Genomic DNA, 20,441 nt, shown 5'->3' with positions numbered 1-20,441 from the left:
CTTTTACGGCGACTTTACGACGGCCCGACCGGGGAGATCGCTAGAAGAGCACGGTCGCGAAGGTCCCGACCCGCCGGAACCCGCAGCGGGCGTACACCCGGCGGGCCGGCGCGTTGAAATCGTTGACGTACAGCGTGACCGTGGGCGCCACCCGGCGCAGGGCGTCGGCCACGACGGCGGCCATGCCGGCGGTCGCGAGCCCGCACCCGCGCCACTGCGGGGCGGTCCACACGCCCTGCACCTGTGCGGTGTGCCGCGTAATCACTGCCAGCTCCGCCTTGAAGGCCACCTGCCCGTCGATGAACCGGGCGTACGCCCGGCCGCCACGGACCAGATCGGCCACCCGGTCGCGGTACCCGGTGTCGCCGTCGACGACCGGCGACACGCCCACCTCCTCGGTGTACATGGCCACCGAAGCGGGGTAGAGCAGGCCGACCTCGTTCGGGCGGACGAGCCGTACGGCCGGGTCGGCGGCCACCATCGGGGCCGTTTCCGCGGCGAGCAGCGGCTGGCACTCCCGCACGTCGCGGGCCCGCCCCCAGACCGGGCGCAGCCGCTCCCACAACGGCAGCACCGCGGTCGCGTCACCCACGATGGACGAACAGATCCGCGTCTCCGAGCCGATCAGGTCGGCGAACGCGGCAACCGCCGCCGAGCCGGCCCGTACCGGGATGAGGTTGGCGCCGAGCCAGCACAGCGACTCCAGGTGACCACGGCTGCCGTACCCGAAGATCCGGGCGTCCTGCCTACGGCGGGACAGCCCGGCGGCGGCGATGCGTTCAGCGACCTGTGCGCCCGTGTAGGGCTCGAGGTCGAGCAGCCGTTCGACACTGGCGCGATCGGTGTCGCCGAGCAGCCGGACAGGCGCCGTGAGCATGCCTTCCAGCCTGCCAGATGCGCCCGCCCGACAGGAGAGCACCGGTCAGTTTTCGCGCCCTGCACGCCCGGACGGTGGAGTTCCGCCGGGCAGCGGTGGGCAAAGTGGCCGGTGCCGCTTACCGAACGGTCACGCTCGGGCCCAGCCCGCGTAGCTCCTCGGGCAGGTCGGCGCCCATCTCCTCGGCCAGCCGGACCGCCTCTTCGATCAGCGTCTCGACGATCTGCGACTCCGGCACCGTCTTGATGACCTGGCCCTTGACGAAGATCTGGCCCTTGCCGTTGCCGGACGCCACGCCCAGGTCGGCCTCGCGCGCCTCACCGGGCCCGTTGACCACGCAGCCCATGACAGCGACCCGCAGCGGCACCGGCAGGCCCTGAAGCCCGGCGGTGACCTCCTCGGCGAGGGTGTACACGTCGACCTGCGCCCGCCCGCACGACGGGCAGGAGACGATCTCCAGTCCGCGCTCGCGCAGACCCAGCGCCTCCAGGATCGCCGATCCGACCTTGACCTCCTCGACCGGCGGGGCGGACAGCGACACCCGGATGGTGTCGCCGATGCCCTCGGCCAGCAGCGCGCCGAACGCGACCGCCGACTTGATGGTCCCCTGGAAGGCCGGGCCGGCCTCGGTCACGCCGAGGTGCAGCGGGTAGTCGCACTGCTCGGCCAGCAGCCGGTACGCCCGGATCATCACGACCGGGTCGTTGTGCTTGACCGAGATCTTGATGTCGCGGAACCCGTGCTCCTCGAACAGCGAGCACTCCCACAGCGCGCTCTCCACGAGCGCCTCGGCCGTGGCCTTGCCGTACTTCTCCAGCAGGCGTTTGTCCAGCGACCCGGCGTTGACGCCGATGCGGATCGGCACCCCGGCGTCGGACGCCGCGCGCGCGATCTCCTTCACCTTGTCGTCGAACTTCTTGATGTTGCCCGGGTTGACCCGGACGGCGGCGCAACCGGCGTCGATCGCGGCGAATACGTACTTGGGCTGGAAGTGGATGTCGGCGATGACCGGGATCTGTGACTTCTTCGCGATCGCCGGCAGCGCTTCGACGTCGTCCTGGCTGGGCACGGCGACGCGGACGATCTGGCAGCCGGACGCCGTGAGTTCGGCGATCTGCTGCAGCGTCGCGTTGACGTCGGCGGTGAGCGTCGTGGTCATCGACTGGACGCTGACCGGCGCGCCGCCGCCGACCGGTACCGAGCCGACCATGATCTGCCGGCTCTTCCGCCGCGGGGCGAGTGGCTGCGGCGGAGCCGCTGGAATACCGAGATTTATCGCGGTCACAGGACTCTCACTTGGGAAGGGTGATTGGGTTGACGACGTCGGCGGTCATGGTCAGCACCACGAACACGCCGAGAACCGAGATCACCGCGAGGGTGATCGGTGTCAGCTTCACGTAGTCGACGCGGCCGGGATCGGGACGACCCCGGCGCGCGGCGATCCAGGAACGGATCCGCTCGAACCAGGCGATCGCGATATGGCCGCCGTCCATCGGTAGCAACGGCAACAGGTTGAAGATGCCGAAGAACAGGTTGAGCACGGCGAACAGGCTGAGCACGCTGGTCCAGTCGCCGACCGAGATCAGCTCACCGCCGATCCGGCTGGCGCCGACCACGCTGACCGGCGTGTTGGGGTCACGCTGACCACCGGTGATCGCGGTGACCAGAGCGGGGATCTTGCCGGGGATCTGCTTGAGCGACTCGAACGTCAGCACGACGACGTTGCCCATCTGCTTCCCCGTGAGCGCCACACTATGCACCGGGCCGGTGGTCGTCAGCGGCATCTTCGCCGAGACGCCGAGGATGCCGACCCGCTCCAGGTCGGTGTCCCGGATCTGGTCGGCCGGCTTGACGACGTTCTCCTTGAGCCGCTGGATCTCCGGGATGCGCACCGTCGCGGTGCGACTGGCGCCGTGCCGGGTGTACGTGATCGTGGCGTCCTTGTCGCCGAGGTTCTGCACCGTCTGGCGCATCTCGCCGTACGTCGAGATCGGCGTCCCGTTGATGGCGGTGATCAGGTCACCGGGCCGCAACCCGGCCTTGGCGGCGGGGCTGGCCTGGTCGGTGCCCGGCCTGCAGGCCGCCTCCTGCTTGGTCGCAGGATCGATCTTGAAGTCGGCGACGCAGGGCGCCACGCTGCCGACCGTCGCCGGAGACGTATTGACCTTGCCGGGGTCGGGCACGCCGATGAACGCGAAGAGCACCCACAGCGCCACGAACGAGAGGACGAAGTGGGCGAACGAGCCGGCGGACATGACGATCGTGCGCTTCCAGACCGGGAAGCGCCACATCGCCCGGTGCTCCTCGCCGGGCTCGACATCGTCGTCCTGCGGCGTCATCCCGACGATCTTCACGAATCCGCCCAATGGCAGGGCTTTCACCCCGTACTCGGTCTCACCCCGCCGGAACGAGAACAACGTCGGCCCGAAGCCGACGAAGTACCGGGTGACCTTCATGCCGAAGGACTTGGCCGCGCCCATGTGGCCGGCCTCGTGCAGACAAACCGAGATCAGGATACCGAGAGCGAAGACGACGATCCCGAATACCAGCGCCATCAGGCTCCTTTCACCCCCGCGATGATGTCACGGGCACGCGAACGCGCCCACGACTCCGCCGCGAGCACGTCCTCGACGGTACCCGGTTCCGCGAAATCCGGAGAATCACCGAGTACCTGCTCGATCGTGTCCACGATCGCGAGGAACGGCAGCCGGTGCGCCACGAACGCGGCCACGCACTCCTCGTTGGCCGCGTTGTAGATCGCCGGTCGGCAGCCGCCGGCCCGGCCGGCCGCCTTCGCGAGCGCGACCGCCGGGAAGGCGTCGGAGTCGAGCGGCCGCAGCTCCCAGGTGTGGGCCTGCGTCCAGTCGACCGCGGGCGCCGCCTGCGGCACCCGGTCGGGCCAGCCGAGGGCGAGGCCGATCGGCAGCCGCATGTCCGGCGGGCTGCACTGGGCGAGGGTGGAGCCGTCGGTGAACTCCACCATCGAGTGGATCACCGACTGCGGGTGGACCATGACCTCGATCCGGTCGTACCCGACACCGAAAAGCTCGTGGGCCTCGATCACCTCGAGGGCCTTGTTGACCATGGTCGCGCTGTTGATCGTGACGACCGGCCCCATGGTCCAGGTGGGGTGGGCGAGCGCCTCCTCCGGAGTGACGCCGACCAGCTCCGCACGCCGCCGGCCGCGGAACGCTCCCCCGCTCGCGGTCAGGATCAGCCGCGACACCTCGTCGGCGCGGCCGCCGCGCAGGCACTGCGCGAGCGCGGAGTGCTCGGAGTCGACCGGCACGATCTGCCCCGGTGCGGCGACCTTCCGCACGAGCGGGCCGCCGGCGACGAGGGACTCCTTGTTGGCCAGGGCCAGGGTACGGCCGGAGCGCAGCGCGGCCAGGGTCGGCGCGAGGCCGAGCGAGCCGACGACACCGTTGAGCACGACGTCACACGGCCACTCGGCGAGCTCGGTCATGGCGTCCGGCCCGCCGAGGATCTTCGGGATGCGGAAGTCGCCGGTCGCGTACCCCCGCTTGCTGGCCTCGGCGTAGAACGCGAGCTGCAGGTCCTGCACGGCGCTCGCCTTCGCCACCCCGACGACCTCGACCCCGAGCTCCAGGGCCTGGGCCGCGAGCGCGGCGACGTTGCCGCCGCCCGCGCCGATGCCGACCACCCGGAACCGGTCGGGATTGCGCCGGACGATGTCGATGGCCTGGGTGCCGATCGAGCCGGTGGAGCCGAGCAGGATGATGTCGCGGACAGTCACCCGATCATTCTCCCCGATCGGTCGCCGCGAGCCGGAACGCCTCCACCTCGACGCCGTACCAGCGGGTGGTGCGGCCGAGCGGATCCATGCCCAGCCGCCGGCAGACCGCGATCGACGCCGCGTTGTCCGGGCGGACCACGGCGTACACTTCGGGCAGGCCGGCGGCGAACCCGCGCTCGATCGCACCCCGGGCGGCCTCGGTGGCGTACCCGTGCCCCCACGAGTCGGGGTGCAGGTGCCAGCCGACCTCGACCTCACCGTCACCGTTGGGCAGCGGCTTGAACAGTGCGGAGCCCGCCACCACTCCGGTGTCGCGCACCTCGACGGCCCAGCAGCCGTACCGGTCGTCGCGCGCGTTGAACTCGGCCCAGCGCCGGACCGCGGTCAACGCCTCCGCACGGTCGGCCATCGCTCGCGGCTGCGCGCCGAGCCAGCGGGCGACCTCCCAGCGGGAGTAGATCGAATAGGCCCGGTCGAGGTCGGCCGGATCATCGGTCCACGGCCGGACGTCCAGCCGCGGCGTCGCGTACACGGGTTTCACCCGGGCGCCCCGTCCGGGCCGTCGCCCCGGGCGTCGCGGGCGTCGAGCGCCGCGGCGTCCTCCGGCGTCGGCGCCGAGCCACCGAGGTGGGCCGGCTGCCACCAGCCGTCCGCGGACCCCTCCGGCTTCTCCGGGTACTCCGACTGCGCCCGGTCCAGCAGGGCCGACATCCTGGCCCGCAGCTGCGCCGTGACGTCGTCGCCGTCGTCGCGGGGACCGGGCCGGAGCGGTTCGCCGATCAGGATGGAGATCGGGGTGTGCCGGCGGGTGAGCGTACGCGGCAGGTCCTTGGTCCACAGCCGCTGCGTGCCCCACACGACCATGGGGACGAGCGGCACCCGGGCGGCGGCCGCCAGGCGCGCCGCGCCGTTCTTCATCTCCTTGATCACGAACGACCGGCTGATCGTGGCCTCCGGAAAGACGCCGACGACCTCGCCGCCCTTCAGCGCCGCCAGCGCTTGACGGTAGGAGGCCAGGCCGGCCTTGCGGTCCACCGGGATGTGCTTCATGCCCCGCATGAGGGGGCCGGAGATCCGGTTCCGGAAGACCGACTCCTTGGCCATGAACCGGACGAGCCGGCCGGACGGCTGCGCTCCGAGGCCGGCGAAGATGAAGTCGAGATAGCTGACGTGGTTGCAGGCCAGGACCGCGCCGCCGGTGCGCGGCACATTCTCGGTCCCCTCCACCCGAATCCGGAGATCGAGCAGCCGAAACATGGCCTTGGCCGCGAGAATGACCGGCGGGTACACGAGCTCCGGCATGGCTTGACGCTACCGTCCCTGTCCAGCAGCGGCCACTCGGGCGGCTGCGATACGGAATTGGCGTGGACCTACACACAGCGGGCCGCGCATTGGCGCGGCCCGCTGGACGAAAAGGGAAAAGTCAGATCAGGCGGATGTTTTCGGCCTGCGGACCCTTACGCCCCTGGCCCACCTCGAACTCGACCCGCTGGTTCTCCTCGAGCGAACGGAAACCGCTGGCCGCGATCGCCGAGAAGTGGGCGAAGAGGTCCGCCCCGCCGTCGTCCGGCACGATGAAACCGAAGCCCTTGTCCGCGTTGAACCACTTGACAGTACCTACAGCCATGTCTTTCTCCTTCACGGGCTGATGACGGAATCCGCACCTTGCGGAAACCGGCGTGCCGAAATTGCGCACCCGATCCGGAAAAGCCCGGGTAAACCAAAAGCGCCCGCCGGTGCCGGTAACACCGCAGACGCTTACACAGTTTCTGGGGAACCACAATTGCAACGTCGGCAACGGTAGCACGGCCGTCGACGGCACGGTGGGTGTGACGGGGTACATCACACCACCGTGCCGGAGGTCGCTGTGCGGGCGGTGCCGGCCCGATCGCTACGACGCCGATTCCGCCGGCTCGCCGGCCTTGCGGGCACGCACCTTGTGGCCGACGCTCGTCAGGCACTTCCCGCTGGCCAGGTCGAACTTCCAGCCGTGCAGTTGGCAGGTCAGCACCCCGTCGTCGACCATGCCGAAGCGGGTCAGGTCGGCCTTGAGGTGGGGGCAGCGCCGCTGCACCACCCAGTCTCCGAGCGTGATGTCCTCGGCATCGGTGGTGCGCTCGTGCTCGTCGTACCAGCCTTCGGCGTACTGCAGGCGCTCCTCGGTCAGGCACTTGAAGAAGGCGTAGATGAACTCGTTGTACTGGCCGATGCGGGCAGCGGAGAACCGGCACGACAGGAACAGGGAGTTCACCCAGTCCCCCTCGTCGATGTAGATCAGGTGCTCGATCAACTCCCGCTGGGTGCGGAAGCGGTAGCGGACCTTCTCGTCGGCGTACGGCCGGACCTCCTTGCCCGGGAAGTCCACGACGATGGATTCGACCGACTCGCCGTCGTAACCAACGAGGTCGAAGCGCACCGGGCCACCCACGCCCTTGGCCATGTAGATGGACTCCTCGAGCAGCGGCTCGATGCGGCGCTTCAGCTCGGCCAGCACGTCGATCTCCGGGTGCCGCCAGGTCGCCTTCTCCGCCTCGATGATCGGGCGCTTACGCTCCCGCATCTGTTCGAGGTACGGCTTCTTGTCGGCGAAGAACTCCCGCACGTCCGGCACCGGGTGGGTGACCTTGCAGTCGTCGGCGGTCAGCTCGGCGACAGTGCCCGGCAGCAGGATCACCTCGTTGTCGCGGCCCAGCTCACGGTAGTGGTCGGCGAACCACTGCTGGTCGGGGAAGATGTTGCCCTCGTCGCCGAAGATGTCGTTGAACTGCCACAGCTCGTCGTCGAGGAAGCACGGGGGCCCGGCGATCGGGAACACCCAGGACGCCTTCAGGTCGTCGATGTAGCGGATCGTCCGGTCGAACTGGCGGTCGCGCTTCTGCTTGCCGAACGCACGCTTGGCGGACTCTGGCAGCTCGTACACCATCGGGTACCAGATCGCGCCGGAGAACTGCAGCAGGTGCGCGTGCACGTGGCCCAGCTCGGCGAAGATCGACAGGTCGGTCGGGCGGGCGTCGTTCTGGTTGAGCACCCGGACCCCGTCGTACTCCACCCACAGCGACGAGTCGCCGATCGGGCCGTCGGTCGGCGAGATCAGCGCCTGGATCATGATGTTCAGGCCGCCGTCGAGGGCGTGCACCTCATTGCTCTTCGTCTTGATGAAGCTGGTGAAGCCGAGGTCACGCAGTTCGTCCTCGAGCTGGCTGGTCGGGTACTCCGGCAGCAGGACGGTCGCCTTCTTGGTGACGAACCGCTTCAGGTGCGCGGCGTCGAAATGGTCCCGGTGCAGGTGGGACACGTACAGGTAGTCGACGTCACCCAGCGTCTCCCAGTCGAGCTGGGAGTTGTCCGGGAAGGGGAACCAGGAGGCGAAGTACGCCGGGTTGACCCATGGGTCGCACAGGATACTGCCCGCCGGGGTATCGATGCGCATACTCGCGTGGCCAGTCCCGGTCAGTCGCACCGCACGTCCCTCCTGTCACCGATCTGCCTTTCCGGCCCCGACGCTACCCGAGAAGTGACCGGCAAACCGAGACAGGGTTGCCCGCGCCGTACACCCCGCGCGGGTCGGCAACCCGGGCGTGCCAAACTAATCGCGAACAACCGAGTGGAAGGACCACCAACGTGGCTGGGAACGAGCCGGTTCTCTCTCCCGATCAGCTCAAGCCGACCAACCCGCGGAAAGCCCGGATCGGCGCGGTCGCCGCGATCGTGATCCTGCTGCTCATGACCATCGGTAACCACAAGGGCAACACCGAGAACTACTTCCTGATCGGTCTGGCCGCCCTCATCGTGGTCATGCTCGTCGGCGACTGGGTGCTGCGCCGCAACGGCCTGCGCGGCTGAACGACCCGCGCGTCAACGGTTCGGGGCCGCCGACGCGCTCGCGGTCGGCGGCACCCGGCCCGGCGGCAGCGCCCAGCCCACCTCGCCGTCCATGTGCACCTGCCAGCCGGCCGGCGCCGCATTGCGGCACGCCGCCTCGGAACCCGCGCACACCACGGCGTCGAGCCGGGAGTAGGACGGCGGGTGGTGCGGCAGCATCGAGGTCAACGCGATCAGCTTGCGGCCGGGTAACAGCAGCCACCACGGGTACTCCCAGGTGTCGTTCTGCTGGATGATCCCGACGTTCCGGGCACCGGAGGCGCGCACCACGGCCGCCACGGCGGTGTACTCGTCGGCCCACGCCGGACGCGTGACGAAGCGGGCGTGCCACCGGTCGAGCGCGAACACCGACTGCGACCCGACGAGCCGCCGCGGCCACCCGTACGCCACCGACAGCCCACCCGCCACGCCACCCACCACGAGGACCGCGGTCACGAAGCCCGCGAGCGCCGCCCGGGCGCGCGGGCGCCGCACGGGCGTGTGTTCCTGCCGCTCGGGCGTGTTTGCCTGCCGCTCGGCCGTGTGTGCCTGCCGCTCGGGCGTGTGTGCCTGCCGCTCTCCGGCCGCCTTGAGCACCGCGGCCAGCATCAGCCCGGCTGGCGGCGCCGCCAGGACCACCAGGTACAGGAACAGCCGGTTACCCCACGGCTGCCACTTCAGCATCGACGCGTGCAGCGCGAGGCCGGCCAGCACGACCAGGGCGTACGCCCGGCGCCGTCCGGCCGCCGCGCGGACGCCACCGAGCGCCGGCCGGACGAGGCAGACCGCCACCCCGACCATCATGATCAAGGCCTGTACCGGGTACGCCGCCTTGTCCTCCGACGGGTACCACGCCGCGACCGGGAACTGCGTGTCGTCGAAGGTGATCGCCGGGTCCGACGGGTTCACGCCCAGCCGGCGTGACACCGCCTCCACGCCGGCCGCCGTCGCCCGGCTCACGACGGGCACGGGCGTGTCGAGCAGCGTCTGCGCCTGCCGCAGCCCGTTGACGACGACCGCCGCCGGGTCGTGCCGCTGCATCGTGATCGAGGTCCGGAGGTAGTCCGGGCCGAGCGGGTTGCCGAACTCGGTGTAGACGCGCCACACGTACGACCCGGTGATCGCCGTCGTGAGGGCCAGGATGACCAGCGTGGCCGCGGCGAGGCCGGCGACCGCCCGGCCCCATCGGCCGGCGTCGGCGCCCCGGCGCAGCCCGGCCAGCCCCCACCAGAGCAGCAGCGGCGCGGCCGCGAACAGGCCGGTCTGCTTCGTCAGCGCGATCAACCCAGTGGCGACACCGAGCAGCACCACCGTCGCCGGCCCGGCCAGCCGCGTCGGCGCTGCTTTCGCCGCTTTCGCCGGGTGGCCGCCGACACCGTCGAGCGCCAGCGTCGCGAGGCACGCCACCCAGCCGGCCACGACGAGGTCGGTCTGCGTACTGCTCGCTTCGAGTACCAGCGCCGGGGTGCTGGCCAGTACGAACGCCGCCAGTAGCTGGGCGCGACGGCCGCCGCCGAGCTGCGCGGTGAGCCGGGTGACGGCGAGGACCGCGATCACCCCGGCCGACCACTGAAGCAGGCCGTACAGGGCGTCGCCGCCGGTGAGCAGGCGAAGGTGCAGCAGCACGTACTCCGCGCCCGGCGCGTAGGTGACCTGGCGATGGATCCGCACCGGGTAGAACGCCACGTCCTGGTCGGCCACCCAATGCTCGATCTTGGGCAGGTGGTAGGTCTGCGCGTCGAACGTGTTGGGCGGCGAGACGAGCGCGAGCGCCAGCTCGCCCAGCAGCAGGCAGCCGACGGCGATGGCGACCCAGCGCTCGGCGCGGGTCAGCCCCCGCCAGCGGTCCCCCAACGGAGTGCGCGGCTCGCCGCCGCCCGGGCGGTCACCGCGGCGCCGCCACCCGGCTGCCAGGCCCGTCAGAAGCAGGGCCAGTACCCAGGCGGACGCCACCCCGGCCGTCGTCAGCCGGTGCAGCGCGGACAGCGCCTCGACGCTCCCCACCGTGTAGCCACCGGCCAGCACGGCGGTACGTACGAGCGTCAGCCGGCCGGGCGCGACCACCCGGGTACGCGGCCGCACCGCGTACCCGAGAAGGACGATCGTGCCCGCCGGCAGCAGCACCAGCGGGAAGAGGAGCGGGTTCACCGGTCAGCGGCGGCGGCCCAGGATGTCCCGTACCTCCTTGAGCGCCGCGTCCACCTCGGCCTCGAAGTAGCCGCCCGGCACGAGGCTGAACTGCGACGGATCCAGCTCGGCTTCACTCAGCGCGACCGGCCCGCGACCCGACGCCATCGCGCTCACGATGTTCTCGAACAGCCGATCGACCTGCACCCGGTCGTACCCGCTGCCGAACCGGCGCAGCTGGAACGTCCGGCGCAGCTGGTCGATGTGGGCGACCTCCGGCGGCAGGGACATGTTCGGCGTGCTGACCGGGGTGGGCGGGCCGGCGGGGGTGGGTGGCGGACCGGCAGGCGCGTACGGCCGGCCGAACCCGCTGTCGGGTATCCGGATCTCGGTGGTCATCTCGCTCTTGCCGTGCCGGCCGGGCTCGAACGGGTTGTCGTAGCCGCCGCTGAACCGGGTGGGCTCGTCGTACGGGTCGAAGCCGCCGGGCGGCGGTCCGGCCGGCGCGGGCGCGACGGGCCGCGGCGCCATCGGAGGCGGCGTCATGGGCGGATTCATGGGCGGCGCCATCGGCGGAGGCGGCATCATCCGGTCGTCGCGCATCATGGGCGGCGCCATGCGCTCTGCCGGGGCCATCCGGTCCGGCGGAGCCATCCGCTCGCTGGGCTGCGGAGCCCGCTGCTCGCGCCCGTAGGCCGCGGTGCGCTCCTCCAGCTCGGCGAGCTGCCGCTCGACCCGGTCGAGGTGCAGGTCCACCTGCCACTCGTCGTATCCGCCGAACCGCACGCGGAAGACGACGTCGTGCACCTCCTGGGCGGAGACCGGGACGCCACCGGGCGGGTCACCTGCGAGCGTGGCCTCCACCCGGTCGAGGAACGCGTCCACCTCGTCGACCTTGTACCCGCGACGCAGCGCCTTACGCCGGAAGCGCTGACCCTGACTCGTCACCGTGTCTCCTCGCTAGCTGCGCCGAGCTGCCCCGTGCTCATTACAACCCTGTATTCGCGACTGCGGGGCCCGCTTCGCTCTACGGTCACGCTCACTGTCCCACTCCCGAAGCCGCGAGTTGTCCACACGCTCCATCGATTTCGCGGCCCCGGGTGTCACGGACGGTGGTCGGAACTCCGGCCGCCCGAAGCCGCCGGACGAATTCACGCTCGACCGGCTTCGGACTCGCGTCCCACCTGCTTCCCGGAGTCGGGTTCAGCGGAATGAGATTGACATGAGCGAGCCGGCCCGACAAGAGTTCTCCGAGGAGATCTGCCCGCCAGGGTTGATCATTCACGTCTCTGATCATGGCGTACTCGATCGACACACGGCGGCCGGTTTGCTCGGCGTACGCCCACGCCGTGTCGAGCACTTCGGCGACCTTCCACCGCTGGTTGACCGGCACGAGTTCGTCGCGCAGCTCATCGTCGGGGGCGTGCAGCGACAGCGCCAGCGTCACGGACAGCCCCTCCGCGGTCAGCCGACGGATCGCCGGCACCAGGCCGACGGTCGAGACGGTGATGTGGCGCTGGGACAGGCCGAGACCATCCGGAGCGGGATCGGTCAGGCGCCGCACCGCGTTGATCACACGCGGGTAGTTGGCCAGCGGCTCCCCCATGCCCATGAACACCACGTGGGACAGCCGGGCCGGCGAGCCGGGGATCGCGCCGCTCGCGGCGATGGCCGCGAACGAGACGACCTGGTCGACGATCTCGGCCGTTGAGAGGTTGCGGGTCAGTCCCGCCTGGCCGGTGGCGCAGAACGGGCACGCCATGCCGCAGCCGGCCTGGCTGGAGACGCAGACCGTGACCCGGTCGGGGTAACCCATCAGGACGCTCTCGACCAGCGAGCCGTCGTGCAGCCGCCACAGCGTCTTGCGGGTGGCGCCGTCGTCGCAGGTCAGCTCCCGCACAGGAGTCAGCAACGAGGGCAGCATGGACTCGGCCAGCCGGGCGCGCGTGGCGGCGGGCAGGTCGGTCATGGCGGCCGGGTCACGGACGAGCCGACCGAAGTAATGGGTCGACAACTGGCCAGCGCGGAACTCGCGCTCCCCCAGGTCAGCGACGGCGGCTCGGCGTTCGGCGGGATCGAGATCGGCAAGATGGCGCGGTGGCATGGCAGCTCGCCGCCGCGCAGGCGGGTTGGCCTGCGACGCGGAGCTGTCAATGATCGGGAGAGCTGTCATGGCCTCTCCAGTGTTCCATGCCGCGGGCCAGTTCGGCGGCGGCAGGCGCGCACCATGCCGGAAAGACTCGCGGCCCTGCCCGGCCGGCCGATTCGTCCATCCTTCACGTCGTGACCGGCGCCACGAGCGCCAGCACGGCGACGGCCGTCGGTACGGCGAACAGGATCGAGTCCAGCCGGTCCATGAGCCCACCGTGCCCGGGCAGCAGGCTGCTCATGTCCTTGATGCCCAGGTCACGCTTGATGAGCGACTCCGCCAGGTCGCCGAGCACGCCCGCCACGGCCACGGCCAGACCGAAGAGCGCTCCGTGCCACCAGGGCACGTCGACCATGAAGTGCAGCATCAGCGCGCCGCCGACCGCGGCGGCGAGCAGTGATCCGGCCGTACCCTCCCAGGACTTCTTCGGACTCACCGACGGCGCCATGGGCCGCTTGCCGAAGAAGACACCGGCGACATAACCGCCGGTATCGGACAGCACGACGGCGGCGAGCGTGGCCAGTACGCGAAGGCTGCCGCTGTCCGGACGCGCCAGCAGTACGGCGAAGCCGCCGAGGAACGGCACGTACACGGCGATGAGCACGGCCGCCACGACGTCACGGTGATAACCGGCCGGACCGTCCGCCAGCCGCCATACGAGGGCCGCGACCGCCGTGGCGATCAGCCCGAGGATGAGCGCCTCGGCCCCGCCGTACCAGGCCAGACCGGCCATCGCCATGCCACCGGCGACCAGCGGGACCATCGGCGGCCGCAGGCCCCCGGAGCGCACCGCCCGGACCATTTCCCAGGTGGCGACGATCATGGCGACAGCGGCGACCGCCACGAACGCGGGCCGCCACAGGAACAGCGACGCCACGACGATGCCTCCGAGCGTCACGCCCACCCCGATCGCGGCGGGGAGGTTGCGCCCGGCCCGGCCGCCCTTCTTGACGGGCGCGGGGGTGGGCGACGCCTCGGAGATGCCGGCCGCCTCCACCTGGCCGACCTCGTCCCCACCCTCGATGTTGTCGTCGGTCACAGCGGCGAACTCGGCCGTGGCGTCCTGGGGCGCCGCGAACTCGGCCGTGGCGCCCTGGGGCGCCGCGAACTCGGCAGTGGCGTCCTGAGCCGGCGCGAACTCGGCCGTGGCGGACGGGTCCCCCCAGACCAGGTCGGGACCGGCCGGCCGGAGCCCGGCCGTCGGCACGTCGTCGACGGTCTCCGCCGCCGCGTGCCGGCCGCGCTCCCGCGGCGGGTCGGCGTCGAGCCGGAGGCGGAAGCCGGTCTCTGCGTCATGGCTGCCGTTCGACCACGATTGCGGGTACGCGTCGGGCGCGGCATCGGCGTGCCGCGCCCGCTGTCGGCCCAGGCGGGGATCATCGTGGCCCGGATCCGTCGGATCGGGCCAGCCCGGGGAGTCGAGGTGCGCCATCAGACCTCGAGGAGCTCGGCTTCCTTGTGCCGGACGACCTCGTCGACGTTGGCCACGTACTTGTGGGTGAGGTCGTCGAGCTCCTTCTCGGCCCTGCGTACCTCATCCTCACCCGCCTCGCCGTCCTTGATCAGGCGTTCGAGCTCTTCCTTGGCCTTGCGCCGAACGTTGCGGATGGCCACCTTGGCCTCTTCGCCCTTGTGCCGCGCAACCTTGATCATGTCGCGGCGACGCTCTTCGGTCATCTGCGGCAGCAGAATGCGAAGCTGGGTTCCCTCGTTGTTCGGATTTACACCGAGGTCCGAGTCGCGGATCGCCTTCTCCATGGCGTGCAGCTGCGAGTTGTCGTACGGCTTGATAATCGCCATGCGCGGCTCCGGCACGGCGATGGAGGCCATCTGGGGAAGCGCCGTCGGCGTGCCGTAGTAGTCAATCATGATCTTGGCGAACATCGCCGGCGTGGCACGGCCGGTCCGGATCGTCGCGAACTCCTCCTTGGCGAAAGCGATCGCCCGGTCCATCTTCTCCTCGGCCTCGAAGAGTGTCTCGTCGATCACGTACTCCGTCGCCTCCTTTAGTCTGTGGGCCCTCAACAGCCCGTGGGGCCTACCGGCCTCACGCCGCCGTGATGAGCGTCCCGATCCTCTCACCAATAACGGCACGAATGATGGTGTCCGCACCCTCGGCCCCAAAAACGAGCATGGGCAGGCGGTTGTCCATGCACAAGCTGAAGGCGGCCGCGTCCGCCACCCGCAGTCCCCGTCGAAGCGCCTCCTCGAACGTCACCGTGTCGAGCTTGGTCGCGGTCGGATCGGTACGCGGATCGGCGGTGTAGACGCCGTCGACACCGTTCTTGCTCATGAGGACCGCGTCGGCGTGGATCTCGAGGGCCCGCTGGGCAGCAACCGTGTCGGTGGAAAAATACGGCATTCCGGCGCCCGCGCCGAAGATCACCACGCGGCTCTTTTCCAGGTGGCGGATGGCACGGCGCGGAATGTACGGCTCGGCGACCTGTGCCATGTTGATCGCCGACTGCACCCGGGTCTCGATGCCCTCCTTCTCCAGGAAGTCCTGGAGCGCCAGGCAGTTCATCACGGTGCCGAGCATGCCCATGTAGTCGGCGCGGGCCCGGTCCATGCCGTGGCGCTGCAGCTCGGCCCCGCGGAAGAAGTTTCCACCGCCGACCACGACCGCGACCTGGACGCCCTTGCGCACGACCGTGGCGATCTGACTGGCTATCTGCTGGACGACGTTGGGATCGACACCGACCGCGCCACCTCCGAAGACCTCCCCGGACAGTTTCAACACCACCCGGCGGGCGCGTGCGTGCTCGCCCGCCATGGATGCGGGTACGGCCAACTCGGCGGTGTTCGTCATCGGGAGCCCCTCCGTCGTGTGTCTGGTTCTACGGCGTCCGGCGGACGACCGGTGCGTCGACTGTTCGTCTACACCGCGGTCCTCTGTTTATGACAAGGGGGCCGCGGCGGTCCTGCACGGACACCGGCGACCCCCTTGTTATGGCGACTGTCGGCCGTCAGGCCTGGCCCACCTCGAAACGGACGAACCGGCTGACGGTGATGCCCGCCTCATCCAGGATCTGGCGGACCGTCTTCTTCTGGTCGGTGACCGAGGGCTGCTCGACGAGGACGAAGTCCTTGAAGAAGGCGTTGACCCGACCCTCGATGATCTTCGGCAGCGCCTGCTCCGGCTTGCCCTCCTCGCGGGCGGTCTGCTCGGCGATGCGCCGCTCGGACTCGACCACGTCGGCGGGCACCTCGTCACGGGTGAGGTACTTCGGCCGCATCGCGGCGATCTGCATGGCGACGCCCCGGGCGTCGTCGATCCGCGCCTCGTCGGACGCGCCGCCCGTGCCGGCGAACTCGACGGCGACGCCGACCTGCGGCGGCAGGTCCGGGCTCTTGCGGTGCATGTAGACCGCGATCTGACCGTCGAGCACCGCGAAGCGGTTCACCACGAGCTTCTCACCGATCTTGGCGGACTCGGCCTCGACGGTCTCCCCGACCGTGCGCCCGTCGCCCAGCTTGGAGTTGAGCAGCGCGTCGAGGTCGGCCGGCCGGGCCGCGTCGATGTGGCCGACGATACGGTCGGCCAGCGCGATGAAGTCAGCGTTCTTGGCGACGAAGTCGGTCTCGCAGTTGAGCTCCAGCAGCGCCTTGCCAGCGTGGGCGATCAGGCCCTGCGCAGTGGTGCGGCCGGCCCGCTTGCCGACGTCCTTGGCACCCTTGATGCGCAGGAACTCGACAGCCTTGTCGAAGTCGCCCTCAGCCTCCTGCAGGGCCTTCTTGCAGTCCATCATGCCGGCGCCGGTGAGGTCGCGGAGCCGCTTGACGTCTGCGGCGGTGAAGTTGGACATGACTCTCTCTCGGTTAAGACGTGGGTGGGCGACGATTCTCAGCCTTCTCCGGCCCCCACTCGCGCGACGCCGCGCTGCGAACGGGACCGGGCGCCGTCGCGCATCACCTCACGGGTGATGCGCGACGGCTGCCGATCAGGATTGCGCGGACTCGGCGGGCGCCGCCGGCGCGGCGTCGGTGGCCGCAGCGGCGTCGGAGCCCTGCAGCAGCTCGCGCTCCCACTCAGCCAGCGGCTCGTCGGCACCCACCGCGCCGGCCTCCGGCTTCTCGTCCGCCCGGCGGGCCTTGCCGGAGCGGGCGATCAGACCGTCGGCGACGGCGTCGGCGATCACGCGGGTGAGCAGTGCGGCGGAGCGGATCGCGTCGTCGTTGCCCGGGATCGGGAAGTCGACCTCGTCCGGGTCGCAGTTGGTGTCGAGCACGGCGATGACCGGGATGCCCAGCTTGCGAGCCTCGTCGACGGCGATGTGCTCCTTCTTGGTGTCGACGATCCAGACCGCGGACGGCGTCTTCTGCATGTCACGCAGGCCACCCAGGGTGCGGGTGAGCTTGACCTTCTCGCGCGACAGCTGCAGGGTCTCCTTCTTCGTGAAGCCCTGGGCCTGACCGGACTGCTCGATCGACTCGAGCTCCTTCATGCGCTGCAGACGCTTGTACACCGTCTGGAAGTTGGTCAGCATGCCGCCCAGCCAGCGGTGGTTGACGTAGGGCATGCCCACGCGCGACGCCTGCTCGGCGATCGCCTCCTGGGCCTGCTTCTTCGTGCCGACGAACAGCACGGTGCCGCCCTCGGCGACCGTGGTGCGGACGAATTCGTACGCCTTCTCGATGTAGTCGAGCGTCTGGCGCAGGTCGATGATGTAGATCCCGTTACGCTCCGTGAAAATGAAGCGCTTCATCTTCGGGTTCCAGCGGCGGGTCTGGTGCCCGAAGTGGACACCGCTCTCCAGCAGCTGGCGCATGGTCACGACGGCCATGTGTGATACTCCTCGGTTTGCCCTGGTTGTTGCGACGGGCCGGGTGGTCCGCCGCCCTGGCGCCGGTCGACGGCCGCGACTCACCCGGCATCAGTTGGGTGCCGGGACCAGGACGGCCGCCGCCTCGGACCGGTCGACGCACGTGTGGCCGAGCGGTGAGGAGGGCGCGCGAGGTCGACCACGCGAGGTGGTCGCCACCGTCGAGTGTACGCCGGGTCGCGACGGCTCCCCGTGCCACCCACCCAATCGCGTCAATCCCTCGCCGACCGGGCACCTGTCAGCGCGGACACCGTGGAGTTTTTCGCCGGATTCGCCCCATACGTTTGTTAATAGCGCCACTCCCCCGCCCGGCTGCGGAGATCTTGGGGACTTTGACACCGTATGCGGTGTCAAAGTCCCCAAGATTCGAAGTGATGCCGTCAGCTGGCCGCCAGCCCGGCGCAGACGAACAGGACCAGCCCGACCGGCAGGTACACCAGAGGCGCGCGCAACCAGACCCGCGCGCCGGCGCCTGGAGCGGCTGCGGCACCGCTGAGCAGCCCGTACAGGCCGAGGCCGAACATCGGCAGCCCGATCACCAGGAACGAACTCGCGATCGAGCCGCCCACCTGCACCGTCGAGCCCAGGAACGCCGCGACCAGCAGGCGCAGCGCCACCAGCTCGAACAGCACGGTGACCACCGCGATGGCGACGGCCGTACCGGGTCGACGCGAGCGATAGACGCCGTCACCGAGCCGACCGGGGCCTCCGGGCTGCCTCCGGAGCGCGGACCGGTCCAGGGGCTCGGTGGAGTGCCGCACCACCTGTGTCTCCTCATCGCGGCCGGCCGCGCTCCAGCCGGAGCCTGTCGTTCCTGAGCTCGGCGGGGCGGAGCTCGGCCCGGAGTACGGGCCGGCGGCGCCCGGCACGCTCGAGCCCGGCGCGGAGCCCGGCCCAGCGGCATTCGGCGGAGCGGAGCTGGAACCGGAGTAGGGGCCGGCGGCGTTCGGCGCGGCGGAGCGGGCCTCGCCAGCCGACGACTGACGGCCGGCCACCGGACCGCCACCAGAGACGGCGGAGGCGCCCTCACCGGAGACGTAGGGAAGGCTCGAGGTGGGCGCGGTGGTGGCCGGCCCCGGCGTCACCGGGGACTGCGACCCGTAGGAGGACGCGTACGAGGGCTCGGGCGTGAATCCAGGAGGAGCGGGCGGAGACTGTGGTGCGACCGCCGCCGCGTACCCGCCCTGCTGCTCAGCCGGCCGAGCGACGTCGCGGTAGCCCGAGTCGAAGCCGTGCCGCTGCTCCGGCGGCGTGTACCCGGTCGGAGCGCCGTATCCCAGGCCCGCGGACGGGTCGACGGGCACTGACGCGTAACCGGCCTCACCCGCGTAACCGGCCTCACCCGCGTAACCGGCCTCACCCGCGTAACCGGCCCCACCCGGGTAACCGGCCTCGCCGTCCGGCCGGTCCAGACTCGGCCCCGGGTTGCCCCGTTCCGGCTGATAGCCCGGTCCGTCCGCTTCGTCTGGCGCGTAACTGCGATGCGATTCCACAACCGGGCACCGTAGGCGACGGAGACAACCCGGCGCCAGACCCGGTACCGATCGGCCCGGCCAGCTACCCGGCTGGCCCTACGCTCATGCCATGGTCACCGACCCTCTCGTCGCCCGGATGCGTCCGTTCGGCACCACGATCTTCGCCGAGATGTCCGCGCTCGCCACGCGTACCGGCGCGGTCAACCTCGGGCAGGGCTTCCCCGACACCGACGGGCCGCCGGAGATGCTCGAGGCGGCGGTACGCGCGATCCGCGACGGGCGCAACCAGTACCCGCCTGGCCCGGGCATCCCTGAGCTCCGGGCCGCGATCGCCGCGCACCAGCGCGACTTCTGGGGCCTCGAGTACGACCCGGACGGTGAGGTGCTCGTCACCGCGGGCGCCACCGAAGCGATCGCCGCGGCGATCCTGGCGATGTGTGAAGCAGGCGACGAGGTGGTGTGCTTCGAGCCGTACTACGACTCGTACGCCGCCTCGATCGCACTCGCCGGCGCCGTCCGGCGGCCGGTCACGCTGCGCCCTTCCGATGGTGGTTATTCCTTCGACCCCGACGAGCTGCGCGCCGCGTTCGGCCCCCGTACCCGGCTGGTGCTGCTGAACTCGCCCCACAACCCGACCGGCAAGGTCTTCACCGCCGAGGAGCTGGCGCTGATCGCCGGGCTGTGCCTGGAGCACGACGCGGTCGCGGTCACCGACGAGGTGTACGAACACCTGGTCTTCGACGGCGCCCACGTCCCGCTCGCCGGCCTGCCCGGCATGCGGGACCGCACGGTGCAGATCTCCTCGGCCGGAAAGACCTTCTCGTGTACGGGCTGGAAGGTCGGCTGGGTGTGCGGCCCGGCTGCGCTGGTGTCGGCCGTGCTGCGGGTCAAGCAGTTCCTCACGTTCGTCAACGCCGCCCCGCAGCAGCCGGCGGTGGCGGTCGCCCTCGGGCTGCCGCGCTCCTACTTCACCGGCTTCCGGGACTCACTGCGCGACAAGCGCGACCGGCTGTGCGCCGGCCTGGCCGACGCCGGCTTCGGCGTGCTGCGCCCGGCCGGGACCTACTTCGTCACCGCCGACATCACCCCGCTCGGCGGCTCCGACGGTGTCGAGTTCTGCCGGTCCCTGCCCGAGCGGTGCGGCGTCGTGGCGGTGCCGACCCAGGTCTTCTACGACGACGTGGCGGCCGGCCGGCGCCTGATCCGGTTCGCGTTCTGCAAGCGGGACGAGGTACTCGACGAAGCAGTCGCCCGCCTGCGGAAACTCTCCGCCGCATAACAGATCGCCGGGTTGCACGCGACCCCGTCCACAGCCACCCTCGTCGTCCACATCTTGATCTTCGCTGATTGCTGGGCGCCCCCACCTCGGCCA

The 20,441-nt window shown here is 70.5% G+C and carries 19 protein-coding genes; 2 read left to right on the top strand and 17 right to left on the bottom strand.

Annotation, left to right across the window (positions count from 1 at the left end; all coding sequences use genetic code 11):
* Positions 1 to 40 precede the first annotated feature (40 nt).
* The 8 genes from HC031_RS00640 to HC031_RS00605 all read right to left on the bottom strand — a co-directional run bounded on the left by HC031_RS00640 (position 41) and on the right by HC031_RS00605 (position 8,094).
* On the bottom strand, positions 41 to 877 hold the full coding sequence (locus tag HC031_RS00640; RefSeq protein ID WP_167923134.1) for a GNAT family N-acetyltransferase: 837 nt from the start codon (positions 875 to 877) through the stop codon (positions 41 to 43).
* A 118-nt stretch (positions 878 to 995) separates the two neighbouring features.
* A complete protein-coding gene (gene ispG, locus HC031_RS00635; protein WP_167923133.1) occupies positions 996 to 2,162 on the bottom strand; it encodes a flavodoxin-dependent (E)-4-hydroxy-3-methylbut-2-enyl-diphosphate synthase in 1,167 nt (388 codons plus the stop codon).
* Between the two features lie 7 nt (positions 2,163 to 2,169).
* Positions 2,170 to 3,432, bottom strand: a complete 1,263-nt coding sequence (locus HC031_RS00630) for a M50 family metallopeptidase (protein WP_167923132.1) — start codon at positions 3,430 to 3,432, stop codon at positions 2,170 to 2,172.
* Positions 3,432 to 4,616, bottom strand: coding sequence for a 1-deoxy-D-xylulose-5-phosphate reductoisomerase (gene dxr / locus HC031_RS00625; protein WP_167923515.1), 1,185 nt, complete (start codon positions 4,614 to 4,616; stop codon positions 3,432 to 3,434). Before dxr ends, HC031_RS00630 begins: the two co-directional genes overlap by 1 nt.
* Before the next feature lie 22 nt (positions 4,617 to 4,638).
* The gene (locus tag HC031_RS00620; RefSeq protein WP_167923131.1) at positions 4,639 to 5,175 is read right to left on the bottom strand and encodes a GNAT family N-acetyltransferase; all 537 of its coding nucleotides are present in this window, start codon (positions 5,173 to 5,175) and stop codon (positions 4,639 to 4,641) included.
* The gene (locus HC031_RS00615) at positions 5,172 to 5,936 is read right to left on the bottom strand and encodes a lysophospholipid acyltransferase family protein (RefSeq protein ID WP_167923130.1); all 765 of its coding nucleotides are present in this window, start codon (positions 5,934 to 5,936) and stop codon (positions 5,172 to 5,174) included. The genes HC031_RS00620 and HC031_RS00615 overlap by 4 nt, the downstream gene beginning before the upstream one ends.
* A gap of 121 nt (positions 5,937 to 6,057) precedes the next feature.
* The gene (locus HC031_RS00610; RefSeq protein WP_167923129.1) at positions 6,058 to 6,261 is read right to left on the bottom strand and encodes a cold-shock protein; all 204 of its coding nucleotides are present in this window, start codon (positions 6,259 to 6,261) and stop codon (positions 6,058 to 6,060) included.
* A 264-nt stretch (positions 6,262 to 6,525) separates the two neighbouring features.
* On the bottom strand, positions 6,526 to 8,094 hold the full coding sequence (locus tag HC031_RS00605) for a Rieske 2Fe-2S domain-containing protein (protein ID WP_167923128.1): 1,569 nt from the start codon (positions 8,092 to 8,094) through the stop codon (positions 6,526 to 6,528).
* A 161-nt stretch (positions 8,095 to 8,255) separates the two neighbouring features.
* Here HC031_RS00605 and HC031_RS32765 point away from each other — a divergent pair, with 161 nt between their 5' ends.
* Positions 8,256 to 8,477 carry a DUF2631 domain-containing protein gene (locus HC031_RS32765; RefSeq protein ID WP_338090416.1) on the top strand — a complete coding sequence of 74 codons (222 nt, stop codon included), beginning with the start codon at positions 8,256 to 8,258 and terminating at the stop codon, positions 8,475 to 8,477.
* A gap of 12 nt (positions 8,478 to 8,489) precedes the next feature.
* On the opposite strand, the gene HC031_RS00595 is transcribed toward HC031_RS32765, so the two are convergent.
* The 9 genes from HC031_RS00595 to HC031_RS00555 all read right to left on the bottom strand — a co-directional run bounded on the left by HC031_RS00595 (position 8,490) and on the right by HC031_RS00555 (position 19,087).
* Positions 8,490 to 10,643 (bottom strand): hypothetical protein, encoded by a 2,154-nt coding sequence (locus HC031_RS00595; RefSeq protein WP_167923126.1) that lies wholly within the window; start codon positions 10,641 to 10,643, stop codon positions 8,490 to 8,492.
* Between the two features lie 3 nt (positions 10,644 to 10,646).
* Positions 10,647 to 11,570, bottom strand: coding sequence for a DivIVA domain-containing protein (locus tag HC031_RS00590; RefSeq protein ID WP_167923125.1), 924 nt, complete (start codon positions 11,568 to 11,570; stop codon positions 10,647 to 10,649).
* A 91-nt stretch (positions 11,571 to 11,661) separates the two neighbouring features.
* Positions 11,662 to 12,795, bottom strand: a complete 1,134-nt coding sequence (gene rlmN / locus HC031_RS00585) for a dual-specificity RNA methyltransferase RlmN (RefSeq protein ID WP_167923124.1) — start codon at positions 12,793 to 12,795, stop codon at positions 11,662 to 11,664.
* Between the two features lie 103 nt (positions 12,796 to 12,898).
* Positions 12,899 to 14,203, bottom strand: coding sequence for a phosphatidate cytidylyltransferase (locus HC031_RS00580; protein WP_167923123.1), 1,305 nt, complete (start codon positions 14,201 to 14,203; stop codon positions 12,899 to 12,901).
* Positions 14,203 to 14,760, bottom strand: coding sequence for a ribosome recycling factor (gene frr, locus HC031_RS00575; protein WP_167923122.1), 558 nt, complete (start codon positions 14,758 to 14,760; stop codon positions 14,203 to 14,205). The genes HC031_RS00580 and frr overlap by 1 nt, the downstream gene beginning before the upstream one ends.
* Before the next feature lie 58 nt (positions 14,761 to 14,818).
* A complete protein-coding gene (gene pyrH, locus HC031_RS00570) occupies positions 14,819 to 15,544 on the bottom strand; it encodes a UMP kinase (protein WP_205862135.1) in 726 nt (241 codons plus the stop codon).
* A 193-nt stretch (positions 15,545 to 15,737) separates the two neighbouring features.
* On the bottom strand, positions 15,738 to 16,577 hold the full coding sequence (gene tsf / locus HC031_RS00565; RefSeq protein WP_167923120.1) for a translation elongation factor Ts: 840 nt from the start codon (positions 16,575 to 16,577) through the stop codon (positions 15,738 to 15,740).
* Positions 16,578 to 16,712: 135 nt separating this feature from the next.
* Complete coding sequence (gene rpsB / locus HC031_RS00560) at positions 16,713 to 17,555, bottom strand: 30S ribosomal protein S2 (protein ID WP_167923119.1); 843 nt, start codon at positions 17,553 to 17,555, stop codon at positions 16,713 to 16,715.
* A 419-nt stretch (positions 17,556 to 17,974) separates the two neighbouring features.
* Positions 17,975 to 19,087: a hypothetical protein gene (locus HC031_RS00555; RefSeq protein ID WP_167923118.1), complete on the bottom strand. Its 1,113-nt coding sequence runs from the start codon at positions 19,085 to 19,087 to the stop codon at positions 17,975 to 17,977.
* A 91-nt stretch (positions 19,088 to 19,178) separates the two neighbouring features.
* On the opposite strand from HC031_RS00555, the gene HC031_RS00550 reads away from it, so the two are divergent.
* Complete coding sequence (locus HC031_RS00550; RefSeq protein WP_167923117.1) at positions 19,179 to 20,348, top strand: pyridoxal phosphate-dependent aminotransferase; 1,170 nt, start codon at positions 19,179 to 19,181, stop codon at positions 20,346 to 20,348.
* The last annotated feature ends 93 nt before the right edge of the window (positions 20,349 to 20,441 follow it).

It is taken from the genome of Planosporangium thailandense, from assembly GCF_011947195.1.
Classification (GTDB): domain Bacteria; phylum Actinomycetota; class Actinomycetes; order Mycobacteriales; family Micromonosporaceae; genus Planosporangium; species Planosporangium thailandense.
This window is presented reverse-complemented; position numbering and strand designations above follow the sequence as displayed.